This window comes from Dyadobacter sp. HNCC25DJ187 (assembly GCF_056895255.1).
Genome location: NZ_JBXHAT010000002.1, coordinates 1,300,875 through 1,326,107, shown reverse-complemented (window position 1 = coordinate 1,326,107; position 25,233 = coordinate 1,300,875). Strand labels below are relative to the sequence as shown.

At 41.7% G+C, this 25,233-nt stretch carries 19 protein-coding genes; 12 read left to right on the top strand and 7 right to left on the bottom strand.

What is annotated here, in order from left to right; all coding sequences use genetic code 11:
* Nucleotides 1–147 precede the first annotated feature (147 nt).
* Nucleotides 148–3,417: a SusC/RagA family TonB-linked outer membrane protein gene (locus tag AC1XUE_RS16525; protein WP_483357094.1), complete on the top strand. Its 3,270-nt coding sequence runs from the start codon at nt 148–150 to the stop codon at nt 3,415–3,417.
* 27 nt (nt 3,418–3,444) lie between these two features.
* Nucleotides 3,445–4,944 carry a SusD/RagB family nutrient-binding outer membrane lipoprotein gene (locus AC1XUE_RS16520; protein ID WP_483357093.1) on the top strand — a complete coding sequence of 500 codons (1,500 nt, stop codon included), beginning with the start codon at nt 3,445–3,447 and terminating at the stop codon, nt 4,942–4,944.
* A 152-nt stretch (nt 4,945–5,096) separates the two neighbouring features.
* On the opposite strand, the gene AC1XUE_RS16515 is transcribed toward AC1XUE_RS16520, so the two are convergent.
* A complete protein-coding gene (locus AC1XUE_RS16515; protein ID WP_483357092.1) occupies nt 5,097–5,366 on the bottom strand; it encodes a helix-turn-helix domain-containing protein in 270 nt (89 codons plus the stop codon).
* 582 nt (nt 5,367–5,948) lie between these two features.
* On the opposite strand from AC1XUE_RS16515, the gene AC1XUE_RS16510 reads away from it, so the two are divergent.
* The 8 genes from AC1XUE_RS16510 (at nt 5,949) to AC1XUE_RS16475 (ending at nt 12,957) form a co-directional block, all read left to right on the top strand.
* Nucleotides 5,949–6,167: a hypothetical protein gene (locus AC1XUE_RS16510; protein ID WP_483357091.1), complete on the top strand. Its 219-nt coding sequence runs from the start codon at nt 5,949–5,951 to the stop codon at nt 6,165–6,167.
* A gap of 163 nt (nt 6,168–6,330) precedes the next feature.
* Nucleotides 6,331–6,549, top strand: coding sequence for a hypothetical protein (locus AC1XUE_RS16505; RefSeq protein ID WP_483357090.1), 219 nt, complete (start codon nt 6,331–6,333; stop codon nt 6,547–6,549).
* 165 nt (nt 6,550–6,714) lie between these two features.
* On the top strand, nt 6,715–6,933 hold the full coding sequence (locus tag AC1XUE_RS16500; RefSeq protein WP_483357089.1) for a hypothetical protein: 219 nt from the start codon (nt 6,715–6,717) through the stop codon (nt 6,931–6,933).
* Nucleotides 6,934–7,098: 165 nt separating this feature from the next.
* The gene (locus tag AC1XUE_RS16495; RefSeq protein WP_483357088.1) at nt 7,099–7,317 is read left to right on the top strand and encodes a hypothetical protein; all 219 of its coding nucleotides are present in this window, start codon (nt 7,099–7,101) and stop codon (nt 7,315–7,317) included.
* A 181-nt stretch (nt 7,318–7,498) separates the two neighbouring features.
* Entirely contained in the window at nt 7,499–8,707 is a 1,209-nt protein-coding gene (locus tag AC1XUE_RS16490; RefSeq protein WP_483357087.1) for an HlyD family secretion protein, read from the top strand.
* Between the two features lie 7 nt (nt 8,708–8,714).
* Nucleotides 8,715–10,979 (top strand): peptidase domain-containing ABC transporter, encoded by a 2,265-nt coding sequence (locus AC1XUE_RS16485; protein WP_483357086.1) that lies wholly within the window; start codon nt 8,715–8,717, stop codon nt 10,977–10,979.
* 232 nt (nt 10,980–11,211) lie between these two features.
* Nucleotides 11,212–12,675, top strand: coding sequence for a nicotinate phosphoribosyltransferase (locus tag AC1XUE_RS16480; protein ID WP_483357085.1), 1,464 nt, complete (start codon nt 11,212–11,214; stop codon nt 12,673–12,675).
* 45 nt (nt 12,676–12,720) lie between these two features.
* A complete protein-coding gene (locus AC1XUE_RS16475; RefSeq protein WP_483357084.1) occupies nt 12,721–12,957 on the top strand; it encodes a DUF3820 family protein in 237 nt (78 codons plus the stop codon).
* Between the two features lie 51 nt (nt 12,958–13,008).
* Here AC1XUE_RS16475 and AC1XUE_RS16470 read toward each other — a convergent pair whose 3' ends face one another.
* The 3 genes from AC1XUE_RS16470 to dinB form a co-directional block, all read right to left on the bottom strand.
* Nucleotides 13,009–15,816 (bottom strand): M16 family metallopeptidase, encoded by a 2,808-nt coding sequence (locus AC1XUE_RS16470; RefSeq protein WP_483357083.1) that lies wholly within the window; start codon nt 15,814–15,816, stop codon nt 13,009–13,011.
* A 164-nt stretch (nt 15,817–15,980) separates the two neighbouring features.
* Nucleotides 15,981–18,944: a DNA polymerase III subunit alpha gene (locus AC1XUE_RS16465; RefSeq protein WP_483357082.1), complete on the bottom strand. Its 2,964-nt coding sequence runs from the start codon at nt 18,942–18,944 to the stop codon at nt 15,981–15,983.
* A gap of 46 nt (nt 18,945–18,990) precedes the next feature.
* A complete protein-coding gene (gene dinB / locus AC1XUE_RS16460; RefSeq protein WP_483357081.1) occupies nt 18,991–20,220 on the bottom strand; it encodes a DNA polymerase IV in 1,230 nt (409 codons plus the stop codon).
* 129 nt (nt 20,221–20,349) lie between these two features.
* On the opposite strand from dinB, the gene AC1XUE_RS16455 reads away from it, so the two are divergent.
* The gene (locus AC1XUE_RS16455) at nt 20,350–21,108 is read left to right on the top strand and encodes a S24 family peptidase (RefSeq protein ID WP_483357080.1); all 759 of its coding nucleotides are present in this window, start codon (nt 20,350–20,352) and stop codon (nt 21,106–21,108) included.
* Between the two features lie 29 nt (nt 21,109–21,137).
* On the opposite strand, the gene AC1XUE_RS16450 is transcribed toward AC1XUE_RS16455, so the two are convergent.
* From AC1XUE_RS16450 to AC1XUE_RS16440, 3 genes are all read right to left on the bottom strand, one after another.
* Complete coding sequence (locus AC1XUE_RS16450) at nt 21,138–21,410, bottom strand: Txe/YoeB family addiction module toxin (RefSeq protein WP_483357079.1); 273 nt, start codon at nt 21,408–21,410, stop codon at nt 21,138–21,140.
* On the bottom strand, nt 21,407–21,658 hold the full coding sequence (locus AC1XUE_RS16445; RefSeq protein WP_483357078.1) for a type II toxin-antitoxin system Phd/YefM family antitoxin: 252 nt from the start codon (nt 21,656–21,658) through the stop codon (nt 21,407–21,409). Before AC1XUE_RS16445 ends, AC1XUE_RS16450 begins: the two co-directional genes overlap by 4 nt.
* A gap of 127 nt (nt 21,659–21,785) precedes the next feature.
* Nucleotides 21,786–23,567, bottom strand: a complete 1,782-nt coding sequence (locus tag AC1XUE_RS16440) for an ABC transporter ATP-binding protein (protein ID WP_483357077.1) — start codon at nt 23,565–23,567, stop codon at nt 21,786–21,788.
* A 470-nt stretch (nt 23,568–24,037) separates the two neighbouring features.
* Here AC1XUE_RS16440 and nusB point away from each other — a divergent pair, with 470 nt between their 5' ends.
* Nucleotides 24,038–25,204: a transcription antitermination factor NusB gene (gene nusB, locus AC1XUE_RS16435; RefSeq protein ID WP_483357076.1), complete on the top strand. Its 1,167-nt coding sequence runs from the start codon at nt 24,038–24,040 to the stop codon at nt 25,202–25,204.
* Nucleotides 25,205–25,233: the final 29 nt, after the last annotated feature.

Below are 25,233 nucleotides of genomic sequence, written 5' to 3'. Positions count from 1 at the left end.
TGCAGACATCTGCTGATCAAGTTTTTTTATCGGATTTGACGGCTGTATAAATAAAGCTGTTTATATTTCATTGGGTGATGACAAGCTTTGTCCTATCCCGCACTTCAGGCATTATCAATTACCAATCGTTTATCAAAATCACCATTTATGAGAAAAAGTTACTTTTATGTTATTGATCGGCAAATAGCATTTTTGATAATGCTGTGTTGTGTTGCCGGACCTGCCTACGCCCAGAAGATGGTGCGCGGAACGGTTATAGACACCAAGGGCGAAGCGCTTATTGGCGTCAGTGTACTGGTTAAAGGAACCACCCGGGGAACTGCAACTGATATTGCAGGGAAGTATGAGATTGATGCAGAAGGAGCCGGAGTTACTCTGGTTTTTTCATTTGTGGGGTATGTACGAAAAGAAGTGCCAGTGGCAAATCAGTCAGAAGTGAACATTACCCTGGCAGAGGATACGCAAAATCTTACTGAGGTTGTAGTAACTGCTTTAGGTATTAAGCGTGATAAACGTGCACTGGGATATTCCGTACAGGAAATAGGTGGCGAAGCAATTTCTACAGCCAAAGAAGCAAATCTTGCTACTACGCTTGCCGGAAAAATGGCGGGCGTACAGGTCACACGATCAGCCAATGGTGCCGGTGGGTCTTCGCGCGTTGTAATCAGAGGTTCTAATTCTTTGGTTGGCAATAGTCAGCCACTGTATGTAATTGACGGAATACCGATGGATAACAGCAATCCCAACTCTCCCGGCAGCAGTGGAGGTATTGATTACGGTGATGGTATTTCCAATATCAATCCGGAAGATGTAGAGTCAATGTCTGTTTTGAAAGGTCCGAACGCGGCGGCGTTATACGGGCAGAGAGGGAGCAATGGTGTCATTTTGATAACTACCAAATCGGGTAAATCACGGAAGGGAATTGGCATTAAATATGGTATTGACTATTCCCGCGGAAACGCAGTGGTACTACCCGATTTTCAGGACGAATATGGCCAGGGGTTGGATGGTACGTTTACGCATTTCCGGGGAAACGATGGGAAGTTCTACACTTGGGCAGCGGCTCAGGCGGGTAATGTACAGGGCATTCCGAAAGTGAGTGGTGGTCGGGACCGTTTCACACGGGCAAGTTGGGGAGCAAGAATGGAAGGTCAGCAGTATGAAGACCAATGGGGTAATCTGCTCAATTTTACGCCGCAGCCTAATACTTTTCAGGAGTTTTTTAATACGGAAACACAGGTTGTAAACAATCTTAGTCTTGAAGGTGGAAACGACAATATTAATTATCGCTTGTCGTATGGGAACACGAATATCAACGGATATACACCCGGTAATACGCTGAAACGTAATAATGTGAATTTGCGAACGATAGCCAAGCTTACAGATAAGCTTGAGCTGGACGTCAAAGCCAATTACATAGGCCAGGCAGGTAAAAACAGGCCGACTGTTTCCGATGCAAGTGATAATCCGGCTTATATTTTTATTAGTCAGCCAAGGAGCATTCCTATGAGTATACTGGCAAATTCTGCATGGACTTCAGAGGATGTAAGCAGGCAACTTGGCTATGGAACCGTGCCGTTTGTAGGTATGGAAAAAACATATGCAACCAATTCTTCTACCGCAAATCCATACTGGACGCGCGACCATACTGTTAATTCCGATGACCGCCAGAGGTTGATAGGACTTATCAAATTGAGTTATCAGTTTAACGAATGGATCCGCCTTACCGCTAAAACAGGTACCGATTTCTATACAGATCAGCGATTCCGCTCCCGCGAAAAGGGGACCTATCAAAGTGCCAACAGAAATGGTGATTTGGCAGAACAGGTAACACGTGTACGTGAAGATAATAGTGATGTTTTGCTTTCGCTAACACCTCAACTTACCAAGGACATATCTTTGGGATTGAATTTTGGAGCGAATCATCAAAAGTTTTTCTCCCGCACCACTGGTAATGCCGGAACTGAATTTATAGCGCCAAATCTCTATACCATCACCAATACACTTACTCAAACTTCGGTTTTCAGTCTGACAGAGTCGTCTATTAATTCCGTATATATGTCCGGCCAGGTTGGATTTAAGGAGTGGTTGTTTTTAGATTTTTCAGCACGTAACGATTGGTCTTCAACCTTATCTCCGGCCAATAATTCATTCTTTTATCCTGCGGTGAGTGCCAGCTTCGTGCTGACCGACGCTTTCAACATTCAGAGTGATGCGCTGAGCTTCCTGAAGTTCAGGGCTTCCGTTGCACAGGCCGGTAGCTCTGGTTCGCCGTATCAGTTAACAGGGAATTATTCTATTGATGCCGTGTCACATGGCGGTATTCCTTTATCAAGCTATACATCCACTATTCCGGATCCCAATCTGAAAAATGAATTGACAACTTCATCTGAATTCGGAATTGAAGCACGGTTTTTCAAGAATCGGGCAGGTTTTGCATTTACCTATTACAATGCTTCTACCAAAAATCAGATTCTAGACGTTCCCCTGCCCCCATCCAGCAATTTTGCTTCGCGCCGTATCAACGCGGGTGAAATTCGGAACCATGGTATAGAGCTGACCCTGAATGCTACACCTGTGAAAACTGACGGGGGACTCACATGGGAATCGACGGTCAATTTTTCAAGAAACAGAAATGAAGTAATTGCTCTGGCCGAAGGCGTAGATTTGTATACACTGGGAACCGACAGAGGCGTGAATGTAATCGCTTCGCCGGGAAAACCTTTCGGAACCATTATCGGAAACGGATTTCAATGGCTGCGCGATAGTGATGGGAACCGCCTGATTGATCCCTCGACAGGTCTTCCGCTGAAATCAAATGGAAAAGTGCTGTATGAACTGGGTAATGCATTACCAAAATGGATAGGTGGATTCAATAATAGTTTTCGTTACCGTGGAGTTGCACTTTCCGGATTGATCGATGTTAGTCAGGGAGGGAAAATTTATTCTCAAAGTATGCGTGAAGAGCTGGTGTATGGAACAATTAAGAAAACACTTCCCGGCCGAGACGGAACATATGTGGCAGAGGGTGTGGTAGCTTCTAAATCGGCCGATGGATCCTGGACAGGGACAGGCGTAGCCAATAGTAAACAGGTGCGCGCACAGGACTACTGGAATGTGGTAGCACCAGACAAGGACAACGTAATTCCTGAAGAAATGTTGAACGATGCGAGTTACGTGATGTTTCGTGAACTTACATTGAACTATTCTCTGCCGTCCAAAATTGTAAGCCGGACTCCTTTTAAAGGTATACGCGCCGGGATTTATGGAAGGAATCTCTTTTACCTACAACGTAAAACCGAAGGGTTTGCACCTGAAGCGTCTTCGTTTAATGTAAGTAATTCGTCGCTTGGACTGGAATCGACTGCTTTACCATTGTTGAGGTATTTCGGTGCAAGCCTGAATGTCGAGTTATAATTTTATCATAGTATGACCTTTTTAGAAATGAAACATATATTCAAATTAATAGTGCTGGCAGGTGCTGTCAGCATTTTACAGGGTTGCACAGGAGATTTCGAGAAATTGAATACGCCACCAAATTCTGTAACTACCATTGATCCTGGCCTGCAGCTTTCAAGAGTGCAAAGAGATGGTGCGTTCATGGAGGGGGTTGAATATCCAAACAATCAGTACGGCTCATGGATACAACAGTGGGGAGGAGGCGTATTGATCTCGAGTTCACGTTATATAGAGCAACCAGACAATAATACGTGGGACTCGCATTATACGTTGATCAGAAATATTAGCCAGATCCGGAATGAAATATTGAAAGGGCAGGAAAATGACCCTGCAGGAAGGACGAAACTGGCTATAGCGCGGGTTGTTGAAATTGCTGTTTGGCAGCGACTGACGGATCTCTTTGGTGATATTCCCTATTCGCAAACAGCCTTGGGTGTTACAGAGGTCAATAATAAACCGGCCTTCGATACACAGGAATTTGTCTACAAATCGCTCATTGCAGATATCAATACGGCCATGTCCAATCTTACTGCCGGCGATGCAAGTTATGGAGCAGCCGATTTCTACTACAAGGGAGATGTAGCCAAGTGGAAAAAATATGCAAATTCGCTAAAGCTTCGGTTGGGTATGCGAATCCGGTATGCTGACCCGGCTTTAGCACAAAAAACGGTGCGTGAAGCAATGGCGCAGCCTCTTTTGGAAAGCAATGCCGACAATGCTGCCGTTCCGACATTCAATAACGCTACGAATGCCAATGTTCATCCGATCTTGAATCATTTTCTGGCAGGAAGTCCGGATCTTAAGTACCTGGCAGATGCTTTTGTTAATCAACTTGTCACTACAAATGATCCAAGGTTGCTACGTATAGCCCAGCCAAGCGTAAATTCTGTGAAGGCTGGTGCTCCTGCATATAAGGGAATTGGCGTGGCGCTGACAGACGAAATCTTGAAAACGATTATTAAGGATGATTATTCCACAGCTTCAACCACAACGTTTTTTAATAGGGCCTATAGTCCCGCCATACCATGTATAGTGATGTCATTTTCAGACGTATCATTTTACAAAGCAGAAGCAGCTCTGGAAGGCTGGGGGGCAACAGCAGAGCAGGCTGAAAAATTCTATCAGGAAGGTGTGATGGCTGCTTTGGCGCAGGAACCTTACAACGTAACCTCTGTGCCAACTAACTTTGCGTCACAGCTTTCCTTTACAGGTCTTACGAAAGAGCAAAAACTTGAGAAAATTGGTACACAGAAATGGATACAGCTTTTCGGACGCTCCTATGAAGCCTATACTGAATGGCGCAGAATGGGATATCCTAACTTGAAGGCTGGTCCATTTGCCGGGTCGACGAACGGAACTATCCCGCGACGCACTATTTATTCTTCCAGAGAGGCTTTACTCAACGAGGACAATTACAATCAAGCGGTTTCCAGATTGTCGAAAGGTGATACCTACGTTTCCAAAGTGTGGTGGGACAAGCGATAGGGAAGAAAGTAAATTATTGAAAAATAGCGGAAATCAGTTGGTCTGGTTTCCGCTATCGATATATAGGTAATAATATGAGATAATACTGGGTAGAGGAGGGTGGATGGGCTTCTGGCCGATCCATCAACCGACAAGGGGAGGTTAACGAAATATCAGTAACTCTTAGAATGCCCGGCATGAAGTCGAATTAACTCATCACTTGTACTCTGAAGCAGATCTACTGAATCTACCTCAAGAATGTGAGCTATCTGTATAAGACGCTCTACCGTAATACGCGTATAAGCCAGCTCTATTTTACTGTAAGCATTTTGGGATATACCAAGTTTCATCGCCAGGTACTCCTGTGTGTAGTCTCTGTATTCTCTTATCTTTCTGATGTTTGCAGCTACAGATTTGATTCTCTCTTCTATCGTTTGGTTCATAACACACATTGTTTTGACAGAGTCATTAATGTTGTTATATACGGTCATGTTAGTTCTTGAGATCAGTGAGATTACAACAAGTATGAATATTTTTTTGATAAATGATATCAGACAAATGGTCGATCCATAATCATCTGAATAGGGGATGGAATATACGTTTAGTTATATTCTATATACGCCAGTCCAATCTGAATTGAAGCTATATGTTATTGAAAATGTTATAATGATGAACAGTTTTCTCCAATTGTAGAAAAATAGGACATAGGTGATTTCATCTGTAAAACACTAAGGTTGTAGGAGTATAAAATTGGTGACAATTGCAGTTTTGCTGCCTTACTTTTTCGCTTTAAAAATCAGGTGATTATACAGGAAATCGCGCACGAGATACGACAGCGAGCTGGTATCAGATCATTCATATTATTCTTTTTAGTTGTATTTAATTCTTTTTAGTTGTTTGTAAATCAAATGGTTAGGTGGTTTTTGGCATAGATGTTTAAAAGATACTTTCGAACACGACGTTCAGCAGGGGTAGCTGAAAACCTGCAAAAGAGTAAGTAATTTTTAACTAACTATTTGTCAATTATGAAACTTCAGGAATTAAATCACGAAGAAGCAAAAGAAATCAACGGTGGTCTTTTAGGCCTGTTTGGAAACAACGATTCACAATCATCAGGAAGTCTGATTGGTAACTTGGGAATCAATTTCAGTAATCACTCAGTAGATAGGGATGGTTCATCAGATTCTACAAGTTTTGGAACTAACCTGGACTTGGGCGGAATCTTCAATTCTTTGAATAGCTAATGAAAAATGAATTTGATTTCGAGTGACCCGGCATATGTCGTAAGCTGAAATCTGAAGCATTAGATTTTACATCAACGTCATCAGAAGCACCTGCTTCATGAACACAGGGGTAGCTGAAAACCTGCAAAAGAGTAAGTGATTTTTAACCAACTATTTGTCAATTATGAAACTTCAGGAATTAAATCACGAAGAAGCAAAAGAAATCAATGGTGGCCTTTTAGGATTGTTTGGAAACAACGATTCGCAATCATCTGGTAGCCTGATTGGTAAACTGGGAATCAATTTCAGTAATCATTCAGTAGATAGAGATGGATCATCCGACTCTACAAGTTTTGGAACGAACCTCGATTTGGGCGGAATTTTCAATTCTTTGAATAGCTAGTAAAAAATGAATTTGATTTCAAGTGATCCGACAAATGCCGGAAGCTGAAGTCCAAAGCGTTCTGATTTTATATCAACGTCATCAGAAGTACATGCTTCATGAACACAGGGTGAGCTGAAAACCTGCAAAAGAGTAGGCTATGTCTAATTAAACTATTTGTCAATTATGAAACTTCAGGAATTAAATCACGAAGAAGCAAGAGAGATTAATGGTGGTCTGTTAGGACTATTCGGAAACAATGATTCACAATCTTCCGGTGGATTAGTAGGAGGACTAGGCATTCATTTCAGTAATGAATCCAAAGACAGTGACGGATCGTGGGATAAATCAAGCTTTGGTTTGAATCTCGATTTGGGAGGGATTTTCAACTCTGTAACGAACTAGTGAATGGTCCAGCCAGGTTTTAGCGGGGTCTCGAAATATTCACTTCGCTAAAGTCACAGACATTTGATTTCACTTCAAAGTTTATTCACGCTTCGGCATTTCATATACAGGGCTAGCTGAAAACCTGTGAAAGAGTAAGCAATTGTTAACAAAACCATTTGTGTTATGAAACTTCAGGAATTAAATCACACTGAAATGAAAGAGATCAATGGTGGTCTTTTAGGTCTGTTCGGAAATAACGATTCTAAGTCATCTGGTGGCTTATTCGGCGGACTAGGAATTAACTTTAGCAATGAATCCAAGGATGCGGATGGGTCATGGGATAAATCAAGCTTTGGCTTGAACCTGGATCTGGGTGGCGTCTTTAACTCAATCTCGAATTAATTTTAAGACATATAAAAGCGGGAGTGGCTTGCGTCATTCCCGCTTTTTAATTAAAAATAAGTTCTACTCCTTATTGTTTTGGGATATTCACAAAAGGTGTGATTTGGTATTGAAAATGGCTATACGTTGGTATGGTAATTTATTGTTACGTATAGATATCACAGGTATACTCTTCTAACTTATGGAAACAAAAGATACGTCCGGTAAGATCTTTCCCCCTGAAATTCTTGAATTCACTTCGGATTATCACTTTCATCAACATCACACAAGATCACAACTGATCTACCAACTTCTGATGTTTTTAGTAATTGTGGCATTCATATCACTGTTTGTCATTGCAGTTGATGTGAGTGTAAGAAGTACGGGTATAATCAGGTCACAGGATGATCGCAACGAAATTAAAGCACTTGTGAGCGGAAGGTTGGATTCAGTTTTTGTTTCTGAGAATCAGCGGGTGAAAAAGGGACAAGTGTTGTTAAAAATTGAGGCGGATATTTTAAAAGAGCAAAATCAGCTTGTAAAAGCCCAGAAGGGAGATTATGAAAATCAGATAAAGGATTTAAATAAACTTTTGCACCTGAGCAGAACAAACAACTGGAGTAAAAAACCAGGCCTTTCGAGCGGGCTCTACAAACAGGATTTCGCACTTTTCTGGCAGAAAATTACCGATGCGAAAACTACACTTCTGACAGTAGAAAAGGATTTTGCGCGAAACAAAACCCTATATAACGTCAAGGCAATATCAGAAGCGGAATACGACAGGGCAGTATTGCTGCACAGTACGGCTACGAATAGGATAAAAACCATTATGGAAGAGGAAGAAGCTCGTTGGGAGGCTGCACTTACACAATTGCAGATGAAGACGCGTGAGTTGAATTCTCAAGATCAGCAGTATCTCAGAGAAAAAGATTTTTATGTTGTTAAGGCACCCATAAGTGGAACTGTTCAGCAGCTCAAAGGTTTGCAGCCGGGAAGCATCGTTTCAGCCAATGAGTTTCTGGCCGAGATTTCTCCGGACGAGTCGATGATCGCAGAAATGTATGTCATGCCAAAAGATATCGGGTTAATCCAGCCAGGTACTTTAACCCGTCTCCAGGTGGATGCCTACAATTACAATCAATGGGGGTTGGTAACGGGCAAAGTGGTATCCATATCTAACGATGTCTATACCAACGGGAAAGAGCCTCCATTTTTTAAGGTGCGCTGTAAACTGGATAAAAACTCATTGGTGCTACCGAGCGGATATGAAGGAAAACTGAAAAAGGGAATGACCTTACAGGCGCGTTTTCTGGTGACGGAGCGTACGCTTTTTCAATTATTGTATGATAAAGCAGACGACTGGCTGAATCCTAACCTGATTGCTACAAACGATACTCCTCCTCTGAACTGACCACACGATGAACCAGAACAAATCTAACTTATCACTCTTTGCACGTCTGAAATCTGCCTATCAGCGAATCATTAAATATGTACCGTTTCTCGACACCAGAACCCGTTTAAAACATGTCATCATTAAACAACATGATCTGACGGATTGCGGTGCGACTTGTCTGGCGTCTATATCGGCTTATTACGAACTGACGATTCCGGTAGCAAGAATCAGGCAGTATGCATCCACAGATAAAAAAGGAACGAATGTACTTGGACTGCTGGAAGCGGCCAACAAACTTGGGTTTAATGCCAAAGGTGTCAAGGCCGATTTCGAGCAATTGCCGCATGTACCCTCACCTGTGATTGCCCATGTGATTATCAATCAGGTGTTGCACCATTACGTGGTAGTTTATCGGGTCGGTGATAAGGATGTTGATGTAATGGATCCCGCGCGCGGTGAAATGCTGACGCTTACATATGAGCAATTCAAAAGTATATGGACAGGCGTGTTGATTCTGGTGCAGCCCGGAGACTCTTTCGTTGCTGGGAACGAAACTGTTTCGGTAAATAAGCGCTTCTGGTACTTATTGAAGCCACATAAATCAATTTTGCTACAAGTTTTACTTGGAGCGGTCATTTACACTTTACTGGGACTTTCCACTTCCATCTTCCTTCAAAAAATCGTGGATAATGTGCTGCCGGAAGGAAACCGTAATTTACTTAATCTTATGGGAGTGGTCATGATTGGTATTCTGTTTTTCAGAGTAGTAATCAATCATGCCAAAACTTTGCTAACCATAAAAACAGGTCAGCAGATTGATGCGCGTCTGATTCTGGGTTATTATAAACATTTACTTCGCTTACCTCAGCAGTTTTTTGACAACATGCGTGTTGGGGAAATTATCTCACGTATCAATGATGCTGTGAAAATACGGGTTTTTATCAACGACGTATTGATTGGCTTTGCAGTTAATATGTTCATACTCGTATTTTCATTTGTGCTGATGTTTACGTATTACTGGAAGCTTGCCATGATTATGATGGGCGTGGTGCCACTGTATGCCTTGATTTACTACTTTTCAAACAGAGTGAATAAATCAACGCAACGGAAACTGATGGAGAGCTCTGCTGAACTGGAGGCGCAGTTGGTTGAGTCTATCAATTCTGTAAGCACGATCAAACGTTTCGGCCTGGAAGATTTTACCAATATGCGTACTGAAACCCGGTTTGTAGGAATGTTGAAATCGGTATATGAATCCAATACCAATGCACTGTGGATTGGCGATTTTAGTGGATTTGTTTCCAGTGCATTCACCATTATTCTGTTATGGGCCGGATCGCTCTTTGTGTTAAACAATATCATTACACCAGGTGAATTGCTGTCATTTTATGCTATTATTGGTTATTTCACCGGTCCGGTAGCCAGTTTGATCGGTATGAATAAGACCATTCAGGATGCCTCCATTGCAGCTGACAGGCTCTTTGAGATCATGGATATAGAACGGGAATCCATGGAAAATAAAGCGGTCATGACGAGTGATATGATTGGGGATATTCATTTTAGGAATGTGCATTTTCGTTACGGCACTCGTGTGACGGTTTTTGAAGATCTTAATTTGGTAATACCAAAAGGTAAAATCACGGCTGTTGTCGGGGAGAGTGGTTCAGGGAAAACAACCCTGCTTTCACTTCTTCAGAATATTTATACCGTAGAATCTGGTAATATCCAGATCGGCGGATTCGATATCAAATATCTGACGAACGACAGTTTGCGTCAAATGGTAAGTGCAGTGCCACAGGATGTGCATCTGTTTGCAGGTAATGTGATCAATAATATCGCAGTAGGTGAATTTGAGCCGGATATGAAAAAAGTAGTTTCTATTTGTCAGGAGCTGGATATCATGAGATTTATTGAGAACCTGCCTAATGGCTTTAATACGTATATCGGAGAAAATGGTACGAGTTTGTCTGGTGGGCAGCGGCAGCGGCTCGCGATTGCCAGGGCGTTATACAGAGATCCTGAAATTCTGATTCTGGACGAGGCAACGTCTTCGCTTGACTCAAAATCGGAGCAACACATACAGCTGGCAGTGCAGTCGATGAGAAAGAGAGACAAAACGATCATCATCATAGCACACAGGCTGAGTACGGTGATGAATGCTGATAAAATAGTGGTACTGGAACAAGGTAAGTTGATCGAAGAGGGTAGTCATAAAAAGCTGTTGACTAAAAAAGGGAAGTATTATGATATGTGGAAGCAGCAGTTTCCTTCTCTGGAAAATGTGAATTAATTCTTCGCTCCGATTTATAATCGGGGCATTTTTTTGTTCCTATTTGTAATGGAATTGGGGTAGGAGGTATTTGTAAATGCAGATCCAATTGTACCAGGGTTATAAATCAGTTTTACAAGCTGGTTAATTCTTATATGGATTTGAAGCAAATCTGATTCTTCACTGTTATGAATAGCCGGAATTTTTTTAGTAAATAGCTTTAAATAGCTTTTTATTCAAACTAAGGCGACAAATGATTAACCGACTTTACGACACTTCACTTGGATTGCTCACCGACTTGTATCAGCTCACAATGGCTTACGGCTACTGGAAATCCGGAAAAGCGGAACAGGAAGCTGTTTTTAACTTATACTTCCGGAAACATGCTTTCCAAGGAGGGTTTACCATTGCTTGCGGATTGAGCAGTGTTATTGATTATTTAAATGAATATCGTTTTGATCAGGCGGATCTGGCATATATAGGATCGTTAATAGGTAATGATGGAAATAAACTTTTCGAAGATGGTTTTCTGGATTACCTGGAGCAAATGGAGCTCAAATGCAGTGTAGATGCTGTTCCGGAAGGTACAGTTGTATTTCCTAATGAGCCTTTGCTCAGAATTCAGGGGCCGATATTGCAGTGCCAACTGTTAGAAACACCATTGTTGAATCTGATCAATTTTCAATCGTTAGTAGCTACCAAAGCAGCGCGGATGCGTTTGGTGGCAGGTAGTGATATCCTGCTTGAGTTCGGTTTGCGGAGGGCTCAGGGACCTGATGGAGGCATGACGGCCAGTCGGGCCGCCTATATCGGAGGGTTTGATGCAACCTCGAATGTACTTGCAGGCAAGCTATACGGTATTCCTGTGAAAGGAACGCATGCACATAGCTGGGTCATGTCTTTTGATAGTGAGCTGGAAGCATTTGAAAACTATGCCAAGTACATGCCCAACAATGTCACGCTGCTGGTCGATACTTACGATTCTTTGCAGGGTGTAAAACATGCTATTACCGTGGGCAATCAGTTGCGGGAACGAGGTTATGATTTAGGAGCTATCCGCCTTGATTCTGGTGACTTGGCGTATCTGAGTATCGAAGCACGACGATTATTGGATGAGGCTGGTTTTGAAAAGACAGGTATTGTTGCCAGCAACGATCTGGACGAATACATTATGGATAGTCTGAAAATACAGGGGGCCAGGATTTCAATCTGGGGAATTGGTACTAAACTGGTTACTGCTTATGATCAACCTGCACTCGGTGGCGTTTTTAAATTGGCAGCAATAAGAAATGAAGAAGGAGAGTGGGATTATAAGCTAAAACTTTCTGAACAAGCCATCAAAGTTTCGACACCAGGAATCCAGCAAGTACGTCGTTACAGAGATCAGAAGGGTTTTTTGTCTGATATGATTTTTAATACAGAAACACCTCTGGTTGGCAAATCCATTATGGTAGATCCATACGACTTCACCCGAATCCGATCGTTTTCGGAAACCGCAACTTATGAAGACTTACTTGTTTCTATTTTTGCAGACGGGCATCTGATATACACACTGCCATCTATTCATGAAACGCGGGAACGGGTTAAAGAGCAGTTGGCGAATTTTCATAAAGGTATCAAGCGGTTTGTAAACCCTCATACTTATCCGGTGGGTTTAGAGAAAAAGCTTTTTGATCTGAAAACGGATCTTATTCTAAAACTGAGAACAGTAGGTTAACTGCTGACTGCGCCATATATAAAGTATTGTTTAATCAAAAATACAGTGAAAGACATACCACCGGTTAATTCCGAAATATTAAAAGAACTTATCACATACCGAATGCCTTTTGGGAAACATAAAGGGCAGCTGATTATCGATCTGCCTGTCTCATATCTTGAATGGTTTGAAAGGGAAGGTCTGCCAAAAGGAAAATTAGGCGTGATGCTTGACACGATGTATGAAATCCGGTTAAACGACCTGATGTTTCTGATCGACGGATTGAAGGCTAGAATGAAATAATGATTTCCGGCAGCCTTGGTTTAGCAGGACTGCCGGAAATGAATTTTTAAGTTATTTTTTCTCGGGCATCAGCACCACTTTTATGAAATTTTCTTCATTAAAATACTTGTTAGCTGCAGCCTTGGTGCTATCGACAGTGATCGATTTCAATAAGCTCTCTCTCTGAAATACCTCTTCCAGATCATCTCCCAGAAAAACGTTGTCGTCGAGGTAGTCGAGCCAGAAGCTGTTTGTTTTGAGAGCAGTTTCCATTTCACGGTTGCTTTCAGCTACAAATTTTTCGATATCCTTTTTGTCAGCACCTGTGGCTTTGATCTTACCAATTTCTTCAATGGTTCGTTTTACCAGTTTATCAACGTTCTCAGGAGCACAACCAAAACCAATACTAAATCGGTAGTGTCCGGATGGAATTTTTTCTGTGCTTTGGGATACGCCTACACCATAAACGCCACTCTCTTCCTCGCGTAATGCTTCGATAAGTTTAATTTGCAATACTTCCTGTAATGCCTCGATTTGAATGTTGTTCTCAAGGTTATAGTCGTATTCTCCGCTTAAAATCAATGATACCTTACTTTTTGCTTCAAGGCCCTTGTATACCTTTTTTTCGATCCTTCCTTTTGGAGGAAATATGTTCGGGTGTTTATAAGTATCGTCACGATCGGTAGAAGGGAGTCCCCCTATATATTTTTCGAGCAAAGGTTTAATCTCATCAATCTTAAAAGCACCTACAAACGTGAAAATAAAGTCAGATGCATCCGCAAACCTGTCTTTGTACATATTAAGCGCGCTGTCCAAGTTCACTTTGTCGATTGTTTCCGGTGTAAGCGGACGGCGATCCGGATGATAATTGGTCAGGATTGCATTTAGTGAGTCGGAAAAAACCTTGTCAGGAGTAACTGTTTTCTGCAAATTTTCCAGATAGGATCTTTGGTTAGAAAGTAATCCACTTACCACTTCTGCATCTTTTCTGGGTTCTGTAAAATAGGCATATACAAGTTGTAACGTCGTTTCCAAATCTTTTGGATTTGTACTCCCTTCAACTCCTTCGGTTAGCTCACTGATATAGGGACCCGCATTAACAGTTCTGCCTGCCAGAAATTTCTGTAGTTGTGTTTGATTATAGGGTCCTACACCGCCAGATTCTATCATATAGCTGCTAAACATACCCGTAGGGCGTTCGCCGGGAAACAAAGAATAGCCTCCCTTTGCAGTTGCTTTCAGAAGTATTTGGTCATTTTTGAAATTGGTTGGTTTTAACATCACTTTCACACCGTTTGATAGTGTAAGTTCTGTCATACCCAGTTTCGGAAATGATTTTTCGAAAACGATTTTTCCTGCTTCAGGTTCTGTTTTAAGAAGAGGGGAGTCAAGCACGTCATCGACATAAGCCGTAACGTCCATGCCACTCTCCGCCAATAACTTGCGTATTTGAACTTCGGTAAGCATGTCAGACTTGCTTTTCTCAGGGCCCATCAGGACCACAGAACGGTTTTTGTCGGTGATGTATTTACTGGCGATGCTGTTTATTTCGTTTACTTTGATACCATCTATATTGTTTTTAACCAGGTCAAAATAGGCTTCGATACCCATAAATGGTTTATCGTTCAGGAAATGTCCTATGTACTCACGGGTGTAATTGACAGATTTGGTCTTGTCTTTTTCTTTAAAAGCTCTTTCAAGAGAATTCAGCATATCTTTCTTTGAACGATCCAGTTCAGCTTCTGTAAATCCGAACTTCTGAACACGGGCATTTTCTTCTAAAACAGCCTTTAAAGCAACTTCCATAGAACCCGCATCTTTAGCAAGTGCAACAGATGTGTAGGCATCCAGATCACCCATAAAACTTCCATACTGACTCATTCCGAATAAAAACGGAGGATTGGCCTTTTGTGTAAGTTCCTGCATCCGCTGACCCATCATGGAATTGTATAAGCCAATGATGATGTTATCACGAACATCCTTTAGTGTTTTCTCTTTCTGTTCCGGTTGTTTATAAATGACCTGAATGAGATTTTGCGGGTATTCGGGATCAGTTACAATGGCAACATTTGTTGAACCATCAAGCGGAATTCGATACTCCGGTCTTTTTTTAGGCTTTATGGACGCAGGTATAGAGCCAAACTTTTGCTTAATGGCCGCTTCTACGACATTCGGATCAAAGTCTCCTACTGCGATTACAGCCATCAGATCCGGTCTGTACCAGTCTTTATAAAAGGCTTTGATTGTAGCAGGTTTAAATACCTTAAGAATGCTGTCTTTGCCTATAGGCAGTCGTTCTGCGTAGCGGGAATTGTTGAGGATCTGTTTTAAAAACTGATCACGCATGCGTTGCTGAGCACCTCTTCCCATACGGGATTCTTCCAGTACGACCCCACGTTCTTTTTCTATTTCAGCCGGATCGAGCAAGGCGCCATGCGCCCAATCTTCGAGAACAAGAAGACCTTTATCCAACAAACCTGCTGAGTCTGTTGGAATAGGTAGCTCGTAAATAGTTTCATCAAAACTGGTATATGCGTTCAGATCGGCACCAAAACGAACTCCCGTTTTTTGCAGGAAATTGACAAGTTCGTTTTTAGGGAAATTTGTCGTCCCATTAAAATTCATGTGTTCCATGAAATGCGCCAATCCCTGTTGGTCGTCTGTTTCGAGAATAGATCCCGCCTTAATGGCAAGTCTCAGCTCCGCCCGATTTTTAGGTTCTTCGTTTTTTCGGATGTAATAAGTAAGACCATTTTTAAGTTTCCCAATCCGGACATTCGGATCCAACGGTACTTTTTTTGATAAATCCTGAGCAGACAGAGAGGGAGCCAGACCAGATGCTGCTCCGAAAATACAGCACAGGAACAATAGTTTTTTCATTATTTTTAGTTTGAATTGATAAAACACTTTAGAAACGAAATATATAGGTAATGCTTATCATTCCCAAAGCGCCCGGTCATGTTGGAACTATAACTTTGGCGAGGCGTATGCAATGGGTGTATCAAAAAGAGTCTGGTTGTAATATGCTTATATACATATCATTCCTAAAATCGTTCAGCAGAATCCATACGTATCATTTCAGCAACTTCAATAGTCAGGAAGCCAAACTCCTCTGTGACTTTACCTGAGATTTTGTATATACCTCTTCCGGAAAACCTGTATCGTGCCGCAACGGGTGGGAAGTGTACTGTGTCGATAAATTGACCTTCCTGATCCAGAAAAGTACCAAAATACATCGTTTCACCATTTGCCGTTCTTGTATTCTTGGTAGCAACAAGGTAGCCATATTGCACAACGTCCTCATTGATATAAAGATGGAGATCGTTTGACATAATGCTTTGTGGAATACCATATTTGACCATTTCGAAAGGGCTGCAAAGTGGAAATCCGATCAGTTCAATCTGATCGTAAGCATCGTCGATCGGGGATGACTCGAATGACGGTAGCGCGAAATCCCTGGTTTCAGTTTGAAATAACTTTTTCTGAGGTGTTTCCTGCGTTTTGTTGATGCGGAAATGTGCTTTCCATAATAATGTTTTTTTATCCTGGCCCGTAAATCGAAACGCATCAATACGTATCAGGATCGTGATTTGTTCGATGGATATAGCTACCCGATCAAGAAAATCGTTCAGAGATAAAAACTGGCCGTCTTCCTCTCTGGCACGGACAATTTTTTCAATCGTTTTCTCTTCGATATCCTTTAACAATGAAAAACCGAGGTAAATATCTTTGCCATTGATAATCGTTTCACTACGACTGTGATTAACACACGGTGCCATCATGTTGGCTCCGAGCATTCTGGCTTCGTGTACATACAGCTCAGGAGAATAAAATCCGCCGCCATTGTTGAGTACTGCCACCATATATTCCAGCGGATAATAAGCTTTAAGGAAAAGTGTCTGGTAGCTTTCTACAGCATAGGAAGCAGAATGTCCTTTGGCAAAGGCATATCCTGCAAAGCTGGCAATCTGATTCCAGATATCATTCATCACTTTTTCTTCATAACCTCGCGCTTTGCAATTGATAAAATATTTACGTTTTACGCGTTCAAATTCATCTCTTCCGCGAAATTTCCCGCTCATTCCACGTCTGATTACATCCGCTTCTCCCAATGTGAGTCCGGCAAAATAATGGGCGACTTTGATCACATCTTCCTGATATACCATAATACCATAAGTATCTTTCATCAGATCCAGCAGAATCGGGTGAGAATCTTTCATGCGTTCCGGCTTCTGATGGCGCAGGATGTATTCGCGCATCATACCACTTTTTGCAACACCCGGCCTGATAATAGAACTGGCCGCCACAAGTCCGAGATAAGTTTCTACTTCCAGTTTTTTGAGCAACATGCGCATAGCCGGTGACTCTACATAAAAACAACCGATGCACCTGGCCTCTTTAATCAGGTTCTTGATTTTAGGATCTGTCTTGAATTTTTTGACGTCATCGATATCAATCTCCGGTGATTCAGGTCGGTTATAACGGATCACTTCCAGTGTTTCTTTGATTTTGGCAAGCCCCCTTTGTCCGAGTATATCATATTTATTCAAGCCTACATCCTCCGCAATGACCATGTCAAACTGTGTGGTAGGAAATCCTTTGGGCGGAACATCGGTAGCCGTGAAATAATGAATTGGCTTTTCAGAAATAATAATGCCTCCTGCGTGAATGCTCAGGTGATTGGGTTGATTATTCTCCTTAAGATATTTGGCATAATTAATAACAAGGCCTGATAGCTGATCCAGTTTGGCAGGGTCATACTTGCCGTCACTGAGTGCATCTATTTCATAAGCAGGCAATCCGAATACTTTTCCCAGTTCGCGAACTGCAGCACTGTGCTGGAAAGTACTGTACGTTGCCAGTAAGGATGCCTGTCCGTTCTTTCCATAAGTATCAAAAATGTAGCGCGTTACATCTTCCCGATCACGCCAGGAAAAGTCTATGTCAAAATCAGGAGCATTTTTGCGGTGAATGTTCATAAACCGCTCAAAGTATAAATCCAGCTCAATGGGGTCAACATTAGTAATATTGAGCAGATAGGCAACAATGCTATTGGCGCCGCTTCCACGGCCTACATAGTAATATCCCTTGTGCCTGGCGTAACGCAGGATATCATGATTGACCAGAAAAAAAGGGATAAAGTTCTGCTTCTGTATCAGATCGAGTTCTGAGGCGATTCTGTCGAAAACCAAATCATTGACGCTGTCACCATACCGATGGCCGATTCCGTCGTAGGTTAGTTTTCTGATCAATTGATAATCCTCAGCTGCACTCCTGGTGAAAATGCGGAGATTTTGATGTTCTTTATTATCTCCGAATTGAAAGGAAATATGACAGGATTGCATCAGCTTTTCGGTGTTTGTCAGGATTGTACCAAACTCTTTGAAGTGATAGCGTAGAATATGGCAGGGGAGTATTTGTTCGTTTTCGTTCGCGGTTTCTAATGGAGATAATTTACTGAGAATTGTATTTCCGTCTATTGCTCTGAGCAGTCTGTGGGCATTAAAATCTTTTTTTGTACGGAAAGTCAGCGATTGCAAAATCACCATTTTCTTGCCGGAGTGACGTAATAGCGAAAACTGAATTTTTATAGGGTCTGTGTGAGCGACACCTATGTATTCATCTTCAGTAAAAACTGTTTTTCCTGTTCGAAGCAGTTGCTCATAAGGATAAATAAATACTATATTTTCTGAGCATGGAGCCTGATCAGGAAACGGCTCTCCCGAAAACAAGTGTTGAGACAAAAATGCATTTAACTCCTGGAAACCGGCATTGTTTTTGGCCAATCCTACGTATTGTTGCACGTTGCCGTTTCTGAAATCGATACCTACAATAGGTTTGATGTCATATTTCGGAGCCATTCTGATAAAATTCAGGCAGCCCGAAGTATTATTGATGTCGGTAAGTGCAATGCATCCATAGCCATTTTCTCTGCTCAGTTTGAGCAGTTCTTCTTCGGGAATTAAACCGTAGCGGAGGCTGAAGAAAGAGTGGCAGTTGAGTAGCATTTTAAATCAAAATTGGTACAGGTCTTTTGTAATATATAATTAACCTTTATGCATTCCGATGGGCAGGAATAATAGGTGGTTCGCCGTTAAACGGATTTCCCATGCTCGCGATATTGGGTATTCCAAGTGTACTTCCCCAGCTCAAAATAGAGTTTCCACGCTCGTCTGTTCCATATCGGTTGCGGATATAATCCATCGCCATGTATAGGTTCAGTTTTTCTTCAGAGTCATCAAAAAGGTCAATCTGGTAGTTTCCGGTAACAAGGTCGCTGCAATGCACACCCACCAGTCTGACCATCATACGCCGGTTATAAAGCTGGTCAAAGAGGCGTTCAACGTGTGGTATAAGTATGTGATCCGCAGAGGTATAAGGTATTTTCAATTGTTTCGAAAAGGTGTTAAAGTCAGAATAACGGATCTTCACTGAAACACAGGAGGTAAGTTTATTGCCATTCCGAAGCTGATATGCCAGATTTTCTGCCATGGCTCTCACCATTTCCCGCATGAGTTTTACATCTCCGGTATCCTTGCCGAATGTGCGTTCATTGGAAATCGATTTTCGTTCATGAAAGGGAATAATGGGAGAGTCGTCGCGTCCGTGGGCACGGTTCCACAATGCTATTCCATTTTTCCCAAGCACTTTACCCATCATTTCCATGGGCATTTCCTGTATTGTTTTTACATAGCGTATTCCGAGGTTTTGCAGCAGTTGTGTCGTTTTTTCTCCGACCATTGGTATTTTCTGTATCGGCATAGGAGCGAGGAAAGTCTTTTCGTCTCCGCGCTCAATTCTTTTTTCATTATCAGGCTTTGCAACGCCTGTGGCCACTTTGGAAACCAGCTTGTTGGCTGAGAGGCCAAAGGAAATCGGCAGACCACTCTCGCGTTTAATCTTCTGCCGTAGTTCTGATGCCATCTTGTGGCAACTGTAAAATTTATCGAGACCTGAGAGGTCAGCATAAAATTCATCGATACTGGCTTTCTCAAAAATCGGTACTGCTTCCCTGATGATTTCTGTTACAACTTTCGAATGTTTGGAGTAGGTGCCGCCATCCCCTCTGATTACAGTAGCTTCCGGGCAAAGTTGGCGAGCCATCTTCATAGGCATGCCGGAATGTATACCATAAGGCCGGGTCTCGTAGCTGCATGCAGCCACAACCCCGCGATCGCCGATACCACCTACCAGTACAGGTTTGTTGTTTAAACGAGCGTCTATTTTTCTTTCGACGGATACAAAAAATGTATCAAGATCCATATGTAATATCGTGCGATCCATGATTTTGGAATTTTTACAAATTTATGGAATATATCCAAATTTATGGAAATGATCCGGATATTGTCAAGGAAATATTCCAAAAAATATTATCTTTGAGATTGTCAATCAGTTAATCTTTAAATCGGTCTTATGTCAGTTGAAGAAGAATTCAGGCGTTTCAAGCAGATAAGAGAGGAGTTGAAGTTAACCCAGGCTGTCTTTGCCGAAGAGCTTGGCATCGGATCTACCACAGCAGATATTGAACGTGGCAGAACGAGGATTCCAGGGCATGCTGTAAAGGAACTATTTAAGAAGTATCATATTAATCCGCTTTGGCTGTTTGGAGAAAGCGGGCAAAAATACTTGAGAGCTGAAGTTTCTGCAGGACCTAAGGTCATTACTGTGGATGGTTCAGGAAAAGAAAATATAGTTCTTGTAAATGCCAAAGCAGCAGCAGGTTATCCTCTCAATATCGGCGATGCACAGTGGTTCGAGAGTTTACCAGCTTTTGGTATTCCGCTTCCTGAGTATCGCAATGCAACTTTTCGGGGTTTTCAGGTGGATGGTGATAGCATGAAACCGGTCTTGCAATCAGGGGAATGGATACTTGGCCGGGCATTGGACGATTGGGATAATCTGGGCCGGAATAAGATGTATGTGGTTGTAACAGCCGACAGTATTCTGGTAAAGAAAATACAAAAAGATGCTGCTACTACATTTGTCAACCTGATATCACTCAATCCCGATTATGCTCCCATACGCGTCGACAGGAGTGAAATACGCGAAATGTGGCAGGTGAATAGTAAACTCAGTTTTGATCTGGAAGCCGATTTTCAAAATGTCAGCCTGCAAAGTTTACATCAGGAGATGAAGGAGTTGAAGGAGGAAGTAAGGAAGATGGCGAAGTGAGGTTTTTTTAGTACGTATTTGGATGAGGATTACGTATAATGTCCTTTTATAGATATTATTGTAACAACTATTTTTTGCTGATCAACGGTATAAACTATCCTATGTTCCCTGTTGAGCCTTCTTGACCAAAAACCAACAAGATTGTGCCTAAGTTGTTCTGGTTGGCCAGTACCGGAAAAGGGGTGTTCTGTTAGTTCATCCAGCAATTTTCGTAACTTTTTAAGTAAGGGCTTATTTCCGGATTTTTTGAGTTCTTCAATTCCTTCAAGCGCTTTCAGAGTAAATTCAATGGTATAGCTCATAAGCCCAACAACTCATCAAAATTGGCTTTGTCTACTTTTACTGTTTTTCCTTCATGATACTGGCTGATACCTTCCTGAATGTCCGCTAATGTCTTTGGATCCATGAAATATTTATCATTGGGCCCAACAGGTGTCAGCACGTACGCTTTTTCATTACCTCTCTGGATAATGACATGTTCATTTTTGTCAACCAAATCCATGTATTTTTTTTGGTTATCTCTGAATTCTCTGGAGCTGATTACTAACATAACTTCAATCGTTGTGTACAATATTGGTACACAAATATCCCATATAAAGTTCACTAAATCAAAGGATAATCGGAGAAAGGCTTTTGCAGTATTTATGTAATCGGAAATTATTGAGTAAAGATATTCTTTAAACCTCCTCAGCCATTAACTGCTTATCATACAATTCCTTATATGATCCGTTCTTATTGATCAGTTCCTGATGTGTCCCCTGCTCAATAATTCTACCTTCATCCAGTACTACAATACGGTCGGCCAGCTTAGCTGATGAAACACGGTGCGATATAATAATGGATGTACGCTGATCCATAATTCTTTTAAGATTATTCAGAATGATGTTTTCTGTATTGGTATCTACCGCAGAAAGGCAATCGTCCAGAATAAGGATTTTAGGATCGCGGGCAATGGCTCTGGCTATTGAAAGTCTTTGTTTTTGTCCACCCGATAAAGTGATGCCGCGTTCACCCAGCATTGTGCCATATCCGAGCGGAAAGTTTTTAACGTTGTTGTAAAGATCGGCGTCCTTTACTGCCTGTTCAATGCGTTCGAATGGCATGTCGGTAGTACCGAAGCGGACATTGTTTTCAATTGAGTCAGAGAACAGGAATACATCCTGAGGAACGTATCCTATCTGCCGACGGTAAAATTGTATGTTGTAATCTTTTAAAGGAATATTGTCAATCAGAATCTCCCCTTCTGAAGGGTCGTAAAGCCGGCATATCAGATGAGCCAATGTGCTTTTTCCTGATCCTGTTGTTCCTAGTATGGCCACAGTTTCACCTTGCTTTACAGTAAGATCGAAATTTTCAAGTGCCTGTATTCCCGAGTCCGGATAGACAAAGTTGATGTTGTTGAAAGTAATAGCACCATGAAGTGGCTGCTTGATATTCTTTTCGGAAACCAATGTGGTTTTTACATCCAAAAATTCATTGATCCGTTGTTGGGAAGAAGCCGCACGTTGAATCTGGCTGGTGGTCCATCCCAGTGCCATCACGGGCCATGTCAGCATGTTGACATACAAAATGAACTCTGTGATATTACCTGGAGTAAGGTTTCCATTGATAATTTCCTTTCCACCTACATAAATGATCAGAATGTTGCTGAATCCGATCAGTAAAAGAATAATTGGAAAGAAGAACGAATCCACTTTCGTAAGTTTCAGAGACTTATTTTTAAAATCCTCCGCTTCGCTTTTGAAGTTGGTAAATGAGTGTTTTTCCTGCACAAAAGATTTAATCACCCGTATCCCTGAAAAAGCTTCCTGTACATATGTAGACAGTCCCGAAAGTTGTTTTTGAATTTCCTGCGAACGCTTCATAATCATACTATTGACAATATAGACGCTGACAGATAGCAGGGGCAGAGGAAGTAATACGTAGAATGTAAGCTTCACATTGACCGTCAGCATGTAGGAAATCACCAGAATGAAAAGCACTATCAGGTTGATCCCGTACATCAGTGCCGGACCAACATAGATGCGGACATTGCTGACGTCTTCAGAAATTCTGGCCATCAGGTCCCCGGTACTATGTTGCCTGAAAAAACTTGTGGGAAGGGTTTGGTAGTGTTCGTATACATCATTCTTGAGTTCAAACTCAATATGTCGTGACATCACGATGATGGTTTGCCGTACCAAAAACAAGAAAATACCTTTCAGTAAAGCCATGGCCAGAATCAGCAAGCCATATAGCAAAATGCTGAATGCAAAGATGTCATACATCTTACTTTGAAGCACCGAGCCTGAAAACAGGTAGTAAATATCCAATGTGTCAATCACAAGATCCAGCGCATACCTAACCAGCTGAGCCGGAATGATTCCGAAAAGGTTGGATACAATCGTGAAAATGATTCCCAGAATCAGGTACCATTTGTACTTGAGAAGGTACTGGTTGAGGTACTGTAAAGCTTTCAAAAGATATAGAATTAAAAAACGATTCCCACAGCGGCAGGTGATTTAATAAGCCAAAAGTGTATGAAAATGTTCACTTTTACTCTTTCGGCCTTTAATTTTTAACAAAGTTACAGAGGATGGCTTATGCACAATACAGAAATGTTGCAGATTGTGTGTTTTGTCAAAATAGGTGAACACCAATTTTACCAATACTAAAAATGTGCTTGTCCATATTTTATAAAGATTGATGCTGATGAAGCCAAATATCAATTTGTCTAAGAACAGGATTGGCTCTTTTCAGTATAGAAGTAAGAGTGTAAATTAGACAGAATGCTTGCCGTCATTTTTTTTTCTATTCTTAACAAAAAAGTCTAATTTTGCACTCTATTTAAATAAAGAAACGCGGGGGTATTGTAACTACTAACCTTGCATTAAAATGCAGACACGTTCTTTGGTTTACTGTACCTTTTTATCCATTAGTATTCCGGCATATGCTGAATAGAAGATTATTAAGAACAAAAGCTGTTCAGGCGCTCTACGCGCGTAAATTAACTGCTGATGCCAACAGGCTGATTGCATTGGATCAAATTGAAGAGGCTTTTGCACCAGATCTCAACTCCATGGAGTTCCAGGATCGTGCGAAGCTGACTGCTATGAAAAAGCAGGCTGGTGTAATTCTGGATGAGCTCATCAATACCGGAGATGCGAAAGAAGGAGAAGATGTCCCTGCAAAGGTGAGTGTTGTTGCTAAAAGTGCATTCCTTGCCTATCAGCGACAAACCAGCAATGACGGGCAGAAAATGGTTCGTCGCGTGCTGAATGAGACAGAAACTATTTACGATGATTTTATAAGAGTACTTTCAATTTTTATCGAATTATCGCATCAGGCAAGGATCGACAGAGAAAGAAAGTACGATGATCCCGAAGCCCCTTTCCCAAAGGACGGGGGATTGAATTCGAACCGGGTGATTCAGGTTCTGGAAACAGACAAAGCGCTTGCCGAGGAGATTATTCGAAGCGGAATCAATTGGTCCAACGAAATGAACCTGATCCGCAAAATTTACCGTGAGGCACTTCGCAAAGATGAAGAGTATACCAAATATTGCAGCCAGGTTGAGCATACGCCCGAAGAGGATCAGCTTATTGTTCAACACATTCTTCGCCAGGTTATCCTGAAACATGAAATTCCATTGGGTTATCTTGAACAGCGTGATCTGTATTGGACAGACCATAGCGAACTCATCCGTAGCCTCGCGATCAAAACGCTGAAAACGGCCGATAGCAGTGAAACCATGCAACTTGCTCCATTTACAAAAGATTGGGAAGAGGATAGCTCTTTTGTGGAAGAGTTATATGAAACTGTTGTAAAGCAAAGTGATCAGTATGATAATTATCTGGACGACCAATTGAAAAACTGGGAACTGGATAGGATCGCGTTAGTGGATATGATCATTTTGAAAACAGCTTTGGCTGAATTGATAAATTTTCCGGGTATACCTGTGAAAGTAACTATCAATGAATACATCGAAATCGCAAAAAGGTACAGTACACCCAAAAGTGGAAAATTTATAAACGGGGTATTGGATGTGTTATCGGTAAAGCTTGCCAAAGAAGGAGTTATCCGGAAGAGTGGCCGCGGATTGATCGACAACAAATAATAAAAGAGGGTTGGTTTGTTGGGTATGGA

Coding starts and splice junctions, on each gene's coding strand:
- AC1XUE_RS16525 (WP_483357094.1), top strand. CDS start 148: ATGAGAAAAAGTTACTTTTATGTTATTGATCGGCAAATAGCATTTTTG.
- AC1XUE_RS16520 (WP_483357093.1), top strand. CDS start 3,445: ATGAAACATATATTCAAATTAATAGTGCTGGCAGGTGCTGTCAGCATT.
- AC1XUE_RS16515 (WP_483357092.1), bottom strand. CDS start 5,366: ATGAACCAAACGATAGAAGAGAGAATCAAATCTGTAGCTGCAAACATC.
- AC1XUE_RS16510 (WP_483357091.1), top strand. CDS start 5,949: ATGAAACTTCAGGAATTAAATCACGAAGAAGCAAAAGAAATCAACGGT.
- AC1XUE_RS16505 (WP_483357090.1), top strand. CDS start 6,331: ATGAAACTTCAGGAATTAAATCACGAAGAAGCAAAAGAAATCAATGGT.
- AC1XUE_RS16500 (WP_483357089.1), top strand. CDS start 6,715: ATGAAACTTCAGGAATTAAATCACGAAGAAGCAAGAGAGATTAATGGT.
- AC1XUE_RS16495 (WP_483357088.1), top strand. CDS start 7,099: ATGAAACTTCAGGAATTAAATCACACTGAAATGAAAGAGATCAATGGT.
- AC1XUE_RS16490 (WP_483357087.1), top strand. CDS start 7,499: ATGGAAACAAAAGATACGTCCGGTAAGATCTTTCCCCCTGAAATTCTT.
- AC1XUE_RS16485 (WP_483357086.1), top strand. CDS start 8,715: ATGAACCAGAACAAATCTAACTTATCACTCTTTGCACGTCTGAAATCT.
- AC1XUE_RS16480 (WP_483357085.1), top strand. CDS start 11,212: ATGATTAACCGACTTTACGACACTTCACTTGGATTGCTCACCGACTTG.
- AC1XUE_RS16470 (WP_483357083.1), bottom strand. CDS start 15,816: ATGAAAAAACTATTGTTCCTGTGCTGTATTTTCGGAGCAGCATCTGGT.
- AC1XUE_RS16465 (WP_483357082.1), bottom strand. CDS start 18,944: ATGCTACTCAACTGCCACTCTTTCTTCAGCCTCCGCTACGGTTTAATT.
- dinB (WP_483357081.1), bottom strand. CDS start 20,220: ATGGATCGCACGATATTACATATGGATCTTGATACATTTTTTGTATCC.
- AC1XUE_RS16455 (WP_483357080.1), top strand. CDS start 20,350: ATGTCAGTTGAAGAAGAATTCAGGCGTTTCAAGCAGATAAGAGAGGAG.
- AC1XUE_RS16450 (WP_483357079.1), bottom strand. CDS start 21,410: ATGAGCTATACCATTGAATTTACTCTGAAAGCGCTTGAAGGAATTGAA.
- AC1XUE_RS16445 (WP_483357078.1), bottom strand. CDS start 21,658: ATGTTAGTAATCAGCTCCAGAGAATTCAGAGATAACCAAAAAAAATAC.
- nusB (WP_483357076.1), top strand. CDS start 24,038: ATGCTGAATAGAAGATTATTAAGAACAAAAGCTGTTCAGGCGCTCTAC.